This window comes from Acinetobacter sp. S-1, assembly GCF_059579785.1.
Genome location: NZ_CM184207.1, coordinates 209,364 through 224,175, shown reverse-complemented (window position 1 = coordinate 224,175; position 14,812 = coordinate 209,364). Strand labels below are relative to the sequence as shown.

Below are 14,812 nucleotides of genomic sequence, written 5' to 3'. Positions count from 1 at the left end.
CGCCTTTTTTGAAACTTTGATTAGAACGGTAAATCGTCGTCTAAATCAGCTGGTGCAGAAGCCGGTTGTTGCGGAGCTTTAGGCGCAAAACCACCCGCTTGAGGGTTGCTTCCACCATTACCGAAACCACCTTGGTTACCATAACCACCGCTGTTTTGGCCATAGCCGCCACCTTGGTTGTTATTATTTTGATAACCATTACCACCTTGTTGAGGTGCGTTAAAACGTGGTTGGTTAAAATCATTACCGCCAGCGAAACCTTGTTCACCTTGTTGACGAGCATCTAACATTTGCATCTGGTCGCCACGGATTTCTGTAGTGTAACGCTCTTGGCCATTTTGGTCTGTCCACTGACGTGTACGTAATGAACCTTCAATATAAACCTTAGAACCTTTACGCAAGAACTGCTGAGCAATTTCCCCTAAACGGTTATGCAAAACAATACGGTGCCATTCTGTTTGTTCTTTACGTTCACCAGTATTTTTATCAGTCCAAGCTTCACTTGTCGCGATTGAAAATTGGGTCAACGAGCCCCCATTTGGAAAAGTTTTTGTTTCAGGATCACGACCCAAAGTACCAACCAAAATAACCTTATTTACACCACGCATTAGCTGTCTTCATCCTATACATTTCTATGTTTTACTTTATAAGAGTTATGCTTAAATGGCTACCTCTTTACCGAACAACTGCGTTAAATCACGTCGCGCAGCATCATCTAGAGACTGTTTATCGACTTTAATATAAGCAACTTGCTGGTCAGGCATCACCACAACTTCTTCGATACCACGAATTGCCAATAGCTGTGTGGTCCACTCATTCACCTGTTGCACATGCGGCAATGGCAACACAATCGATGACAAATACCGCGGCTGAGCTAAACCAAAACTAATTAGCAACCATATTATAGCAATCCCTGCTAAGACACTCCATCCAATCGCAGTATTATGTAACATCAATAATTGACCACCTAGTGTGCCACCAAAAAAAGCGCCTAAAAACTGACTACTGGCATTTACGCCCATAGCCGTTGCTTTTGACTGGATTGGAGCAGATTTTGACAGCCAAGAAGGCAATAAAGCCTCCATCACATTAAATGCAATAAAGAAAATTCCTAAGCCAGCGAGTAATACATATTTTGATTGATAACCAAATATGAGCAGCAGCAAACCTGCAATAATCCCTGTAATTGCTGTTAAGAAAATCCCGCGCATTTTGCGATATTTTTCAGCAATGATGATGCTTGGAAATGCAAAGAACAGGCTAATGACTAACAGCGGCAAATACACCAAACCATGGCTCGCCAAAGGAATATGCGCAAACTCGATGAGCTGTGAAGGCACATAAATAAACATGGCTGTCAGCAATAAATGCAATGCAAAAACCGAAACGTGTAAACGGTTTAAATCACCCATTTGAATGACTTGCTTAAGCTGCGCCATATAGCCTTGTTGATAATTACGATGATGACGAGTGACTTTAGGTACAAGCAATAACATCGCAATCGCAATCAAGCCCATAATGGTTGTCACAAAGAACAAACCAGAAATGCCCACAAGGCTTGTGAGCCAAGGCCCAAGGCTAAAAGCGACCACGAAAGACAGACCAATACTCATGCCCATCGCGGCCATGGCTTTAGTACGCTGCTCTTCACGTGTCACATCGGCTAAAAGCGCCATCACGACTGCTGAAACTGCACCAGCACCAGCGATGGCACGACCAATAATTACGCCATAAATCGTGTCAGATAAACCCGCAATTGCACCACCAATCGCAAACAGTAATAGACCAAATACTACAAGCGGTTTACGGCTAAAACGGTCTGCCAGTAAGCTAAATGGAATTTGTAAAATCGCCTGACTTAAGCCGTAAACCCCTACAGCCAAACCAATGAGTGCTGGAGTCGCATATTGATATGACTGCCCAACTACAGAAAAGACAGGAATAATCATGAACAAGCCCAACATGCGTAGCGCAAAAATACTACTTAAGGCAAAAGTTGAGCGACGTTCCAAAGCATTCATCATATCAATACACGTTATCAAACTAGGTAAATTATAAGCCGATTCGTTTCTAAAAATACGGAACACCTTATTTAAAATAACGATTTGGGCTTAAAAAAATAAAGAGGCATTTAGCCTCTTCATTCTATCGAACTTTACTGAAAATTAGCTTAAGGCGATTGTTGCTCGCGCTTTGAATATTGAATTGAAGCAATAACCGCCCAAACAATAAACGCTACACCAATTAAACCAGTAACAACTTCAGGTACATGTACGCCAGTACCACTTGCAATCATAATGAATGCCAAGGCACCAATTGCATAATGCGCTCCATGTTCTAAGAACACATAGGCATCTAATGTGCCTTTTTCTACAAGGTAAACTGTCATTGAACGGACAAAAATAGCACCGATTGCAAGACCCAGCATAATCACAACAACGTCGCTAGTAATTGCAAAAGCACCGATCACACCATCAAAACTGAATGATGCATCTAATACTTCAAGATATAAGAAACCACCTATACCCGCTTTAACTACGCCAGAAGCCGCGCCCGATCCATCTTTCATAATAGCATTGCCATCTTCGTCAATTTCAGGCTCACCACCTAACATATGACTTAATACTTCAACGCCAATATAAACCACAATGCCCCAAATACCTGCCATAGTCACCACAAGGCGCTGCGACTCATCAACATTTGCTGCCATAATTAACATCGCAATTAGAGCAATAAAGACAGACATTGCTGGTACGCTTGCTAAACTAGAAAGTTTAGCTTCAAGCCATCTGAACCAATGGGTTTCTTTTTCTTCATCAAAGAAGAAGTTTAAGAACACCAGTAATAAGAATGTTCCACCAAAAGCCGAAATTTCAGCGTGATGTGCCATTAAACGTTCAGAATAGGTTTTCGGATCATTGAGTGCCAATTTAGCTACTTCAATCATTCCCATATCCGCAGTCACGGCAACAATCGCCACCGGGAAAATTAAACGCATACCAAAAACGGCGATTAAAATACCTACCGTTAAAAAGAGCATTTTCCAGAACGGATCCCAATTACGTAGAACCGATGCATTTACGACAGCGTTGTCAAAAGATAAAGAGACTTCCATTACAGCTAAAATGGCTGTAATTGTTAAAGCTTTAAGCATGGTAGACACGCCCGCTTCAGGTCCGTGGGTAAAACCCCAATACGCGGATAGTGCTAAACACACCACCGTAAAAAATATCGAAAATCGGAAATGCTTCATGGATCAGACCTATACCAAGAATAAATTTAATCTTTCTTAAAAACCGCCGCTATTATATCGATAATTAACCACAAAACGATGTTGTTTTGTGCCGTTATTCCCTTTACTTTATCTCTCTGTTTAATAAAGAAATTTACAATATTTAATTAACTCATTAATCGTATTAAATATTTTCTTTCGATATATCTATCATTATTATTTTTGTATTTTAAAATTGATTTAAAATCTGGTTCAGCTGTCTTAATTTAAATGGAATGTTTTTATGCTTTTTTCTCAAGAACTTTGGCAACGCAATTTAAATTTATATCAAAAAATTCTCGACCTGCCTTTTAATCAGGAACTTGCTAACGGTACTTTAGATAAAGAAGCTTTTTGTCATTATGTTATTCAAGATGCTCAATATTTAGTGGCCTATGGTCGTGTGCTTGCTGTTGCAGCAGCAAAGGCCTTTGAGGCTGACGATATTATGCAATTTTCAGATGCAGCTAAAATTGCAATTGTGGTTGAACGTAGCTTGCATGATGACTTCATGAAAAACTTTGGAGTAACCAAAGAAGAATTTAAAAATACACCATTAACTTTGGCAGGCCACCACTACACTTCATTTTTAACAGCAACTGCTTGGTCTGAAAGCTACCCCGTTGTACTTGCTGCGCTTTTACCTTGCTTCTGGATTTATGCCGAAGTCGGTAAAGACATTGTAAATAAATCAATTCCAAATAACCCTTACCAAGCATGGATTGATACCTATGCAGGCGAAGAGTTCCATACTGCCGTTCGTAATGTAATTGCCACAGTAGATAAAGTTGCCGCACGTTGTGATGGAGATACTTTAGATAAAATGCATGCTGCATACACAATGGGTGCAAAACTTGAATGGTTGTTTTGGGATAGCGCCTACCATCAAAGACAGTGGTTAGGTTTAGATCAGATTTAAAACTTCAAAAGAATCGGTCAGTGCACTTAATAGTCTGATCGATTTTCAATAAAATGCGAGACAGATATGTATATCGGCGAATTAGCGGCTTTGACTGGAGCCACTCCTAAGGCCATTCGGCATTATGAGAAATTAGGCTTACTACCAGTCGCAAAAAGAAAAGGTAATTATCGTATTTATGAAGCGATTGATGTTCAATCGGTTAAGATGATTCGCCTTGCACAAGCTGTTGGATTTAGCCTTTCCGAGCTTTATGACCTGTCAGCTTTAAAATATAAAAATAATCGTTTTCCTGTAGAAATTGCACAGCAGCTTATTCAGAAAAAGAACCAACAAATTATTGAGCAGAAAGAAGATTTAAGCCGTTTGCAAAAAGATTTAAAACAACTAGAAGATGAGATTATTCAAACTTATATTACCAATAAGATTTCTGCTTAAAACAGTTTATTAAAATCTAAAAATAGCTTTCAAAATGAGTGCTTGACTCTGCCCTTAGGGACAAGGTTTATGGTAATAGCTTCTTTTATTACGGACCAATAAAATGAGCACTCACCTTTCTACACTTAAAAATTCAACAGCATTAATCACAGGCGCATCTTCAGGAATAGGCAAAGCCTATGCTCAAGAACTTGCATCTTTAGGAATTCACCTGATTTTAACGGCACGCTCTGAACAGAAGCTGACTGATTTAGCCGATGAACTTAGCAAAAAATATAACGTGAATGTTGAGGTGATCGTTTTAGATTTAGCTCAACCCAATTCAGCTCAAAGCTTATTTGATGAAGTGCAGGCGAGAAAATTAACGGTAGAGATTTTAATTAACAACGCAGGATTTGGTAAATGGACTAAATTTCTAGATCAATCTGTATCTACCTATCAAGAAATGATCACGCTTAACATTAGCAGTGTAACGTCTTTATGTTATTTATTTTTACCCCACATGCTTGCGAACAAAAAAGGCATCATGATTAATATTTCATCTACAGGTGCGTTCCAACCTCTGCCTTATATTGCTGTGTATGGGGCAACTAAATCTTATGTATTGCAATTTACTGAGGCTCTTGCAGGAGAATACGGCTCTTCAGGAGTTAAATTTCTGGCGGTTTGTCCGGGCAACACCCAAACCAATTTTACTCAGGTCGCAAATGCCGATACGAGTGGTATGAAAAGCTCTACGGTAGATGACGTTGTGTCTGCAACAGTTAAAGCATTAGATAAGAATAAATCAACGGTTGTGGTGGGATGTAGCAACTATTTGACGTCTCAATTGCCTCGAATTCTTTCCCGCAAAAAAATGATCAATTTAGTTGAAGGCATGCTCAGAACTCGTGTTGTTGAGTAACCATAAAAATGGTTCGATTTAAAAGATTAAGGAGTTTTCCTTAATCTTTTAATGTTGAAATAACTGCCAGCCATAAATCAAACCTGCCGCAGCCACAACCCAACATAGCGTTGCCAGTCCTAGACAAGACCACATCGACATGCGTGTTGCCAGCACATAAACAGCAACTAAATAAATGGCATAAGGAATAAGTGACCATAGACCAAACAGAGCCGTTTTTTGTAATGCCTCGGCTCCTTTTTGCTGATAAACAATCACGTGAGCAATCAAAGCAAAGGTAGGAAAAAGTGGGACTAAACCTGCAATATAAAATGCCTTACTTTTCGATAAAATCGAAATAATGAGGACAACCCCAGCCCCCAACATACACTTTAAAAATAACGCCCACATGCGCTGATCCTATCTGGTCATTTCCATTTCAAAACGCTGTATTTTGCGCTTTTTAAAGAAAATTAACAGCGACCAAAGCAATTAAAGCAGGAACTGCTTGAATATAAATAATCTTTTTGCTGGCAGTCAGACCGCCATAAATACCGGCAATGAGTACACAGCCTAAAAAGAAATTGGCAAGTGATGTGGCAAATGGTGCATCTACCAATAAAGACCAGAATAACCCCGCCGCTAAAAAGCCATTATAAAGACCTTGGTTTTGTGCCATCACTTTGGTGAGTTTTGCTTTTTCTGCATTATTTCCAAAGGCTTTCATGCCATAGGGTTTTTCCCACAAAAACATCTCTAACACTAAAATATAGACATGTAATATTGCGATAAGTGCAATTAAAATTTGTCCGATCATACAATTTTCCTTTTTATTTTAAAGATATGAAAAAAGATCAGTCTCTCGACTGATCTTTTAATGTGTTACGGTTTTAACAACACTTTGCCTTGACGAGCACCTTGCGTTGCTCTTTGAGCGGCAGTTTTAATCTCATCAAAACTAAATACACCTTCTACAGGCAGAATTAATTTTTTCTGAGTTGCTAACGTTAATAACTCAACAATGAGTTCTTTTTTGCGTTCGGTAGGCATTTCTTTGTTAACTACACTCGCCCAGAAACCTTTTACTGTCGCTTGTTTAAAAATCAAATCACCCGATGAAATCTGCATGGTTTCGCCAGTCATACTACCGAACGAAACGAGCAAACTATTTTCACTGAGTAAATTCAGCATTTCGCCACTTGCGGTTCCTCCAATCGAGTCCACACCAGCAATAAGAGGTTGGTCGCCGTGAATCTGTTTAACTTGCTCTTTCCAGTTTGGCTGATCAGTCGCAACAACATGCTGAATACCTAGTGCTTGCATCTCTGCAATCGCATCAGTACGACGGACCAGATTAATGACAGGTAAACCACGTGCCTGAGCAATCATGGCAACTGTTTTACCTACTGCACCATTCGCTGTGTTTTGAATGAGCCATTGACCCGGTTGAACGTTAACAAAGTCGAGTAGCATGAGGGCACTAATTGGCATACCAATCAGCTGTGCTGCTGTTTCATCATCAATTTCATTATTGAGTGGAATAATCCCATGAGCAGGCGCAATAAAGTACTCAGCCCAACTGCCATGCACAGCTGCCACTGCAATACGCTGCCCTACCTGCACATGAGTAACGCCTTCGCCCAACGCATCTACAATACCAACGCCTTCACTACCACCAATCGCAGGTAAAGTTGGCTTGTAACCATAGCTTCCGCGTACTGTCCATACATCATGATTATGAATTGGAGACATGATAGTTTTAATACGCACTTCGCCTGCTTTTGGTTCTGGCTTTGGCATATCCGCCTGCTCTAAAACGTCTACAGGTTCGCCAAAATTACGATGGATAATACTTCGCATTCTTTATTCCTCTATCGGTTTTATGAGTTGTTGGGTAGTTTCTAAGGCTAAATATAGATGTGCTTTGTCTTGCGACAATTTTGTGAGTAAAGCAGCACCTAACCATAACTGATACATGACTTGCGCAGTTTTTAAAGGCTCAATATGTTTTGGAATTGATCCTTCTTGTTGCCCTTCTTTGAGTAGCAAAGCCAAACGTTGCGTTAGTTTGTGCACGCCATCATTGAGAATTTGACGCATGTCTTCTGACAAGTCAGAAACCTCTGCCGCCAACTTCACAATCAAGCAATTCTCAGCCCAACTACCGTTTACGGGATCATCAATCCATGCCTGCCATAAGGCCATTAAACGAGCATGGGCACTTTGCTCACTGCGTTGCCAAAGTTGTTCCATACGAACTTTATAATCAGCCATATATTGCTCTAACAGCGCGCAGCCGAACGCCTCTTTCGAAGCAAAGTAGTGATAGAACGAACCTTTGGGTACGTCACAAGCTTTTAAGATCTCTTGCAAACCAACACCGACAAAACCTTTACGTAGTACCAGCTCAAAGCTCGTATCTAAAATGTGTTGTCGTGTGGTTTCACTTTTATTTAATCGTTTCATGCACACATCATAAACAACTATTAGACCAGTCGTCTAGTAAAGTTATGTTGCTGGTTTAATTTTGTCTAGAGTAGAAATCTGAAGTAAGGAATGTTAAAAATACAACCTGCTTATTTAAACAAATTTTGTCGATTGTCGTTTAACCGTCACAATTTGTCGCTTTAAATCATTTTGTACCACTTGAACAATTTTAAATCGTTATCATATATAGGGTCTGTTGTTTATAACCAGTCACACCTCTCTGCGACTAAGCAATCAGCACCTAAATTTTCATCAATATATAATTGAGATGTTTTATGAGCCAAAGTCATATCCGTATTCGAGGCGCACGTACCCATAATTTAAAAAATGTGTCTCTCGATATTCCACGCGACAAATTTGTGGTAATTACGGGGTTATCAGGTTCAGGAAAATCTTCTCTTGCCTTCGATACCCTATACGCCGAAGGACAACGCCGTTACGTCGAATCACTTTCGGCCTATGCCCGCCAGTTTTTATCGCAAATGGAAAAGCCTGAAGTCGACTCGATTGAGGGTTTATCACCAGCGATTGCCATTGAGCAAAAATCTACCAGCCATAACCCACGTTCAACCGTCGGTACGATTACCGAAATTTATGACTATTTGCGTTTGCTTTATGCACGTGTTGGCACGCCCTACTGCCCTGAACACGACTTGCCGATGGTTGCGCAAACTGTTTCTGAAATGGTCGATGCGGTAAAAACGCTTGAAGAAGGCACAGCACTTATGTTGCTTGCCCCAGTGGTTCGTGAGCGTAAAGGTGAGTACAGTAACCTGTTCGAACAACTACAAGGCCAAGGTTTTGTTCGTGCCCGTGTGGATGGCGAAATCATTGATATTGATACACCACCAGAACTCGACAAAAAGAAAAAACATACCATCGAAGTTGTAGTCGACCGCTTCAAAGTACGTGAAGACTTAGGTAACCGTATTGCCGAATCATTTGAAACCGCACTACGTTTAGGTGGCGATATTGCTGTTTTATCGTGGATGAATGGCGAACATCCTGATCGTGTTTTTTCTGCAAAGCACTCATGTCCTGAATGTGATCGCGCAGTCGCAGAGCTTGAGCCACGTTTGTTTTCATTTAACAACCCGTTTGGTGCCTGCCCTGTTTGTGATGGTTTAGGTACACGCAGTCATTTTAGTTCTGAAAAGCTCATTCCAAATCCTGACCTTGCGATTAGTGAAGGTGCTATCCGTGGTTGGGATCGTCAGCGTCCATATTATTATTCGATGCTGCAAAAAGTTGCCGATCATTTTGGTTTTCAACTTGATACACCTTGGAATCAGTTAGATAAAGATACACAAAAGAAATTCTTACAAGGTACAGGTAAAGAAAAAGTCGATTTAAGCTATATCGACGAACGTGGCCGTAAACATACTCGCGTGCAACCATTTGAAGGAATTTTGCCGCACCTTGAACGTCGTTACCGTGAAACTGAAAGTAACTATGTACGAGATGATTTAGCTCAATATCTCTCTAATGCAGCGTGTGATGCATGTGATGGTTCACGTCTCAATGAAATTTCACGTCATGTTCGTGTGAAAGACAAAACCATTGCTGACATTACCCGCATGTCGATTGGTGATGCTGAAAGTTACTATCAAGGCTTAAACCTTGAAGGTGCTAAAGGCGAAATCGCAGATAAAATCTTTAAAGAGATTCGAGAGCGTTTACATTTCTTGGTGAGTGTTGGACTGAATTATTTAAGTCTGGCTCGCTCTGCAGAAACCTTATCTGGTGGTGAAGCACAGCGTATCCGTTTAGCCTCACAAATTGGTGCAGGTTTAATGGGCGTCATGTATGTGCTCGATGAACCATCAATTGGTCTACATCAACGCGATAACGACCGTTTATTACAAACCCTGATTCGCTTACGTGATTTAGGCAACACAGTATTAGTTGTTGAACACGATGAAGATGCAATCCGTGCTGCTGACCATATTATTGATATCGGTCCAGGCGCTGGTGTACACGGCGGTGTGATTATTGCTGAAGGTACTTATGATGAGTTGGCTAAACATGCTGATTCTCTTACAGGACAGTATCTTTCTGGCAAACTCAAAATTGAAGTGCCAAAAAAACGTACTGAATCACCACGTCCAGATGAAGTCATCAAACTTTCAGGTGCAGCTGGTCATAACTTAAAAAATGTCGACTTAACGATTCCGCTCGGCATTATGACTTGTGTGACTGGCGTTTCAGGTTCAGGTAAGTCAACACTAATCAACCGTACTTTGCTTCCATTGGCAGCTACACAACTCAACGGTGCAACAACGTTAACCGCTGAAAAGTTTGACTCGATTGATGGACTTCAACATTTAGATAAAGTTGTTGATATTGACCAAAGCCCAATTGGACGCACGCCACGTTCTAACCCTGCAACTTATACAGGGTTATTTACGCCAATCCGTGAATTATTTGCTCAAACACCAGAAGCGAAAGCTCGTGGTTATAGTGCGGGTCGTTTCTCGTTTAACGTAAAAGGTGGACGCTGCGAAGCGTGTGAAGGCGACGGCATGATTAAAGTCGCAATGCACTTCTTACCAGACATGTATGTGCCTTGCGATGCATGTCATGGCAAACGTTATAACCGTGAAACGCTTGAAGTGGGCTATAAAGGCAAAAACATTTCTGATGTTCTAGAAATGACTGTCGAAGATGCTGCTGAGTTCTTTAGTGCCATTCCAGTCATCCACCGCCGCTTAGAAACCTTAACTCAGGTGGGCTTAGGCTATATTCGTTTAGGTCAAGCTGCTACGACCTTATCGGGTGGTGAAGCGCAACGTGTAAAACTTGCGCGTGAGTTAGCAAAACGAGATACGGGTAAAACTTTATATATCTTGGATGAACCAACAACAGGTCTACATTTCCATGATATTGCCAAGTTACTCGATATTTTGCATGAGCTACGTAACAAGGGTAATACCATTGTGGTGATTGAACATAACCTTGATGTGATTAAAACAGCCGACTGGGTTGTTGACTTAGGTCCAGAAGGTGGTTCGGGCGGTGGTATGATCATTGCCGAAGGCACACCTGAACAAGTGGCTGAGGTTGAAATTTCACATACAGGTCGTTTCTTAAAACCGATGTTGAAATAATTTATTGAATAAAAAAAGCCGGAATTTATTTCCGGCTTTTTTATCCCTCAACTGCATTTCGTCCTCGGGCTTTAGCTCTTAATAGCGAACGGTCAGCTTTCTCTAAAAGCTCTATCCAATTCGCCGCGCCTATGGCAAAACCAATACTGACTGACACATGTAATTTTTCTTCTGAACCAGATAAACAAATTTCTTCTAAAGAAATCGCAATCCGAATTTTCTCTGCTAAAAGACGAGCATCTACAAATTGTACTTGCTCTAGCAATATTAAAAATTCATCACCCCCATAACGAACAATTAAATCCGAACTTCGAATATTTTGCTTTAATTGCTCGGCAATACTGACAATGACGCGATCACCTACAATATGCCCATATTGGTCGTTCACCTGTTTAAAACGATCAATATCAATAATCATTAAACAGGTTTGCGTAAATTTTTGAGGGTAACTTTCAACAATTTTTAAATATTCAGATAAAGCTAAACGATTGGAGACTCCGGTGAGTGGATCAGTATTGGCAATATTCTTTAACTGAAATTCAAAAGCGTCGCGTTGTTGCAACATACGTTGTAATCGGTCAATTGCTTCAAATAGAGAAAAAAATTCACCTTTAGTGGTGACATTCATCTCATCTTTACAATGATCAGAACTATGCGATAAATCTAAAATTAAAGTTCTCGCTTTAATTAAAGGCGAAAATACTCGTCTTTGCGCATATATCAGAGTAAGTAATGCTGTGGCCAAAGAAATTAGAGAAATAAATAAAGTTAAAAAGAAACCATTTCGAGCAATTGTATTTTCTTGAGTGGCAATGACTACACTCTCATTAAGAATATAACTCTGCAAATCAACCACAGTGGTAAATTTACCTACAATTGCTTCGGTTAACTGTGTACCACTTAAAAAATATGGTTCACTCTTTTGGTTTTCTTCTAATAGCCTTTCTACAATCGGAATACCCTGATCTATAAACTCTGTTTTCACTCGGGAATATAACCGGCGGTATTCTGGAGTTTTTGCCTGTTCAGGCTGTAAGGTATCGACCAAAATCCATAAATATCTAGCTTGGTGTTGAGTTTGTAATGAACGTGCACGATTATTACTTGGAATCTCTTCATTAAAGCTCACAGGAGCAATAATGTTAGAGGCCATACGCCCAGCCTGATCACGCATATCAGTTAGAACGATAATAAGCGTAAAGTAATTAGAAATACGGCTGTCTTTACTTTTTAACTGCAACATTAGTTTTTGTAGTATTTCTCTACAGTTATCCCATGCGCCAAACATTCCTAAAATGGCATTATCCAGTTGAACAGAAGTTCTGGCTGCATATGGAGTTTCACCGTAATAATCAACGACACGTCGGGCTTGTCTAAGATTTCCTTTAAAATTAGTTTGTAGCTCATTGGCTAAGGAAACATAACCAGCTTGTTTTAAAATTAAAATGCTTGTATCAATTTGCGCATCAACGATTAAACGAAACTTTTTTAGTTCTTGCTGATTTTTTACTAAATCATGAGGACCACTCGACATCATTTTATTAGCAGGAGCACGTTCCTTAGAAACTTTATAGGCAATATCGGCTACTGCTCTTAAACTTTTTATTTCAGCTAGGGCTTGTCTAGTTTTTATATAATCCTGATAGCTTCCCACAATAAGAGGTACTGCCATGAATAATAAGGATAAAATAATAACCAGCATAAAAAAGAACAGTCGATTACTAATATGCTCTGAACGTAATCCTGACATTTCTAGCTGGTACTCCGTAAATGTCCTGCCATTTTTAATACGATATAAATTAGGCTTAAATCCATCCTAGCATTTTAATAACTAAAATTTCATCATTAACCCCTTCATTTCTTTTTTAATAATTATACGATCCCTAAATTTTGTCAGCTTAAATAACAAAATGAATCGAAAAATTGAATGCTTTTTATAAAAAAACTCTATTTTACAGATTAAAGATTTTTAATCATGATAGTAAAAACAGTATTTACTTGTCCTCTTGGATGCCTCTCCCAGCATCCACTGCCCAGCTTTAAGCTGGGCTCTTTTTGGCCTCTCATTTTTTCAATAAAATTCACATAACTCTTATTTTAATTTTTAGATTTTCTTACAGATAAAAAAAAGCTCAACCTTGGGGAAAGCTGAGCTCGTAAAATCTGATGTGTTCTACACATCGTATCTGGGCAAGCACTTTAAATCCTAAAAAACGTTAGGCAGTGAACTTTGCAATCGAATTATGTGATTTACCTCTACCTTTGTAAAGTTGATTAAATTAATCAGGATTAAAATTTTAATCGTTTTTTCAACTTAAAATAGAGATTTCTTTTATTTTATTCACTTATATAATAATTAAGAATAGTTAAATTTTTTAGTTAAACGAATCCAAATATTGTTAACTATTCCTCAAAATAAAACGAATTTGATAATAAAATGGCGGTTTTTTATTCACATTGTAAACACAGCTATATTTTTGTTAATGTTAAAACCGATTAATGCAATCTATTTTTTCAATCACAATTGTAATATCTTTTTAACATTTACTTCTTAATTCTTAATGAAATATAATTATTAGCTTATTGTAAATGTTCATTTTTTTATCAGGTTGACAAACCACTTTTCATTTGATTAGTTTTTCACCAATTTTAACATAAGTGTCAAATATCTTTAACATTACCTTTTCTAGATTATTGACTTCATAAATTGTTACAATACAATGACCCCAGCTTTATCTCTTGTTAATGCTGGAAATGATTATGAAAAAACTTGGTTTAGCCACTGCTGTATTATTAGCCATGACCGGTGCTCATGCTTATCAATTTGAAGTTCAAGGTCAATCTGAATATGTTGACACAACTGCAAACGATAAAAACTTCACTGGTGACGTTGCTGGTACATTCTATTTAAAAAATGTTGATACCGCTAAGGGTCCTTTAGCTGAAGCAGCTTTCTTGAACCAAGCTTCTAGCGTATCTTTAGGTTATAGCTACCAACAGTATGACCAAAACAACGGTTTGAACTACCACGTTGGTACATACGGCGTTAAAGGTGAGGCTTACGTTCCTACTCCTTACCTTCCTGTATACGCTAGCGCAACTTATAACCACACTGATGTTGATGGTAAAAACGCTATCTCTCGTGATGACAACGGTGACCGTTATGCATTAGAAGTTGGTGCTATGTTGTTACCTAACTTCTTAATGACTGTTGGTTATACAAGCGTTGCAAACCAATTCGCTTTAGATAACTTCGGTATCATCAGCAACGGTATCTACACTGCTGCGAACCAAACTGCTGCGATTCAAGACGACCAAGATGCTGTTACAGCTCGTGCTAAATATGTAGGTCCAATCGATGGAACTAACATGGCAATTGGTTTTGAAGCTGCTGGTGCTTTCGGTCAAGAAAACCAATACGGTTTGAAAACTGACCTTTACTTAACTCCTAAGTTAAGCGTTGGCGCTTCTTTCGTTGGTAACGATGGTTCAGCTGACATCAAAGGCAATGACCTTGGTGAATTCCGTCAAGCTTGGGGTGGTAACGTAAACTACTTCATTACTCCAGCTGTAGCAGTTGGTGCATCGTACATGAAAGCTGACGTTAAAAAGTCTAGCTACGATACACAAACTATCGGCTTAAATGCTAAATTCCGTTTCTAATTTAATTTAGAAATCGAATTAAAAAAGGACTCAATTGAGTCCTT

General features: G+C 39.3%; 13 protein-coding genes. 5 read left to right on the top strand and 8 right to left on the bottom strand.

Translation table 11 applies throughout. The features are described 5' to 3' along the window. Nucleotides 1-20: 20 nt before the first annotated feature. From ssb to AC52J8_RS00985, 3 genes are all read right to left on the bottom strand, one after another. Entirely contained in the window at nucleotides 21-608 is a 588-nt protein-coding gene (gene ssb, locus AC52J8_RS00995) for a single-stranded DNA-binding protein (protein ID WP_005066890.1), read from the bottom strand. A gap of 51 nt (nucleotides 609-659) precedes the next feature. After that, nucleotides 660-2,024, bottom strand: a complete 1,365-nt coding sequence (locus tag AC52J8_RS00990) for an MFS transporter (RefSeq protein ID WP_086399933.1) — start codon at nucleotides 2,022-2,024, stop codon at nucleotides 660-662. Between the two features lie 146 nt (nucleotides 2,025-2,170). Next, nucleotides 2,171-3,253 carry a DUF475 domain-containing protein gene (locus AC52J8_RS00985; RefSeq protein ID WP_005066886.1) on the bottom strand — a complete coding sequence of 361 codons (1,083 nt, stop codon included), beginning with the start codon at nucleotides 3,251-3,253 and terminating at the stop codon, nucleotides 2,171-2,173. A gap of 262 nt (nucleotides 3,254-3,515) precedes the next feature. Here AC52J8_RS00985 and tenA point away from each other — a divergent pair, with 262 nt between their 5' ends. From tenA to AC52J8_RS00970, 3 genes are all read left to right on the top strand, one after another. After that, complete coding sequence (gene tenA, locus AC52J8_RS00980; protein WP_086399932.1) at nucleotides 3,516-4,190, top strand: thiaminase II; 675 nt, start codon at nucleotides 3,516-3,518, stop codon at nucleotides 4,188-4,190. Between the two features lie 66 nt (nucleotides 4,191-4,256). Then, nucleotides 4,257-4,628, top strand: coding sequence for a MerR family transcriptional regulator (locus tag AC52J8_RS00975; protein ID WP_068929809.1), 372 nt, complete (start codon nucleotides 4,257-4,259; stop codon nucleotides 4,626-4,628). Between the two features lie 103 nt (nucleotides 4,629-4,731). Next, entirely contained in the window at nucleotides 4,732-5,532 is an 801-nt protein-coding gene (locus tag AC52J8_RS00970; protein ID WP_086399931.1) for an SDR family NAD(P)-dependent oxidoreductase, read from the top strand. A gap of 48 nt (nucleotides 5,533-5,580) precedes the next feature. Here the strand turns inward: AC52J8_RS00970 and AC52J8_RS00965 are convergent, their stop codons facing one another. The 4 genes from AC52J8_RS00965 to AC52J8_RS00950 all read right to left on the bottom strand — a co-directional run bounded on the left by AC52J8_RS00965 (nucleotide 5,581) and on the right by AC52J8_RS00950 (nucleotide 7,977). Then, nucleotides 5,581-5,922, bottom strand: coding sequence for a GlpM family protein (locus tag AC52J8_RS00965; protein WP_004789991.1), 342 nt, complete (start codon nucleotides 5,920-5,922; stop codon nucleotides 5,581-5,583). Nucleotides 5,923-5,974: 52 nt separating this feature from the next. Then, nucleotides 5,975-6,328 (bottom strand): DUF1304 domain-containing protein, encoded by a 354-nt coding sequence (locus AC52J8_RS00960; RefSeq protein WP_086399930.1) that lies wholly within the window; start codon nucleotides 6,326-6,328, stop codon nucleotides 5,975-5,977. A 65-nt stretch (nucleotides 6,329-6,393) separates the two neighbouring features. Further along, nucleotides 6,394-7,371 carry a zinc-binding dehydrogenase gene (locus AC52J8_RS00955; protein ID WP_014207904.1) on the bottom strand — a complete coding sequence of 326 codons (978 nt, stop codon included), beginning with the start codon at nucleotides 7,369-7,371 and terminating at the stop codon, nucleotides 6,394-6,396. A 3-nt stretch (nucleotides 7,372-7,374) separates the two neighbouring features. After that, nucleotides 7,375-7,977 (bottom strand): TetR/AcrR family transcriptional regulator, encoded by a 603-nt coding sequence (locus AC52J8_RS00950; protein ID WP_014207905.1) that lies wholly within the window; start codon nucleotides 7,975-7,977, stop codon nucleotides 7,375-7,377. A 296-nt stretch (nucleotides 7,978-8,273) separates the two neighbouring features. Between AC52J8_RS00950 and uvrA the strand changes: the two genes are divergently transcribed. Further along, a complete protein-coding gene (gene uvrA, locus AC52J8_RS00945) occupies nucleotides 8,274-11,105 on the top strand; it encodes an excinuclease ABC subunit UvrA (protein WP_032004969.1) in 2,832 nt (943 codons plus the stop codon). Nucleotides 11,106-11,145: 40 nt separating this feature from the next. Here the strand turns inward: uvrA and AC52J8_RS00940 are convergent, their stop codons facing one another. Further along, the gene (locus tag AC52J8_RS00940) at nucleotides 11,146-12,855 is read right to left on the bottom strand and encodes a GGDEF domain-containing protein (RefSeq protein ID WP_086399929.1); all 1,710 of its coding nucleotides are present in this window, start codon (nucleotides 12,853-12,855) and stop codon (nucleotides 11,146-11,148) included. Between the two features lie 1,010 nt (nucleotides 12,856-13,865). Here AC52J8_RS00940 and omp33-36 point away from each other — a divergent pair. Next, complete coding sequence (gene omp33-36, locus AC52J8_RS00935) at nucleotides 13,866-14,768, top strand: porin Omp33-36 (RefSeq protein WP_002122006.1); 903 nt, start codon at nucleotides 13,866-13,868, stop codon at nucleotides 14,766-14,768. Nucleotides 14,769-14,812: the final 44 nt, after the last annotated feature.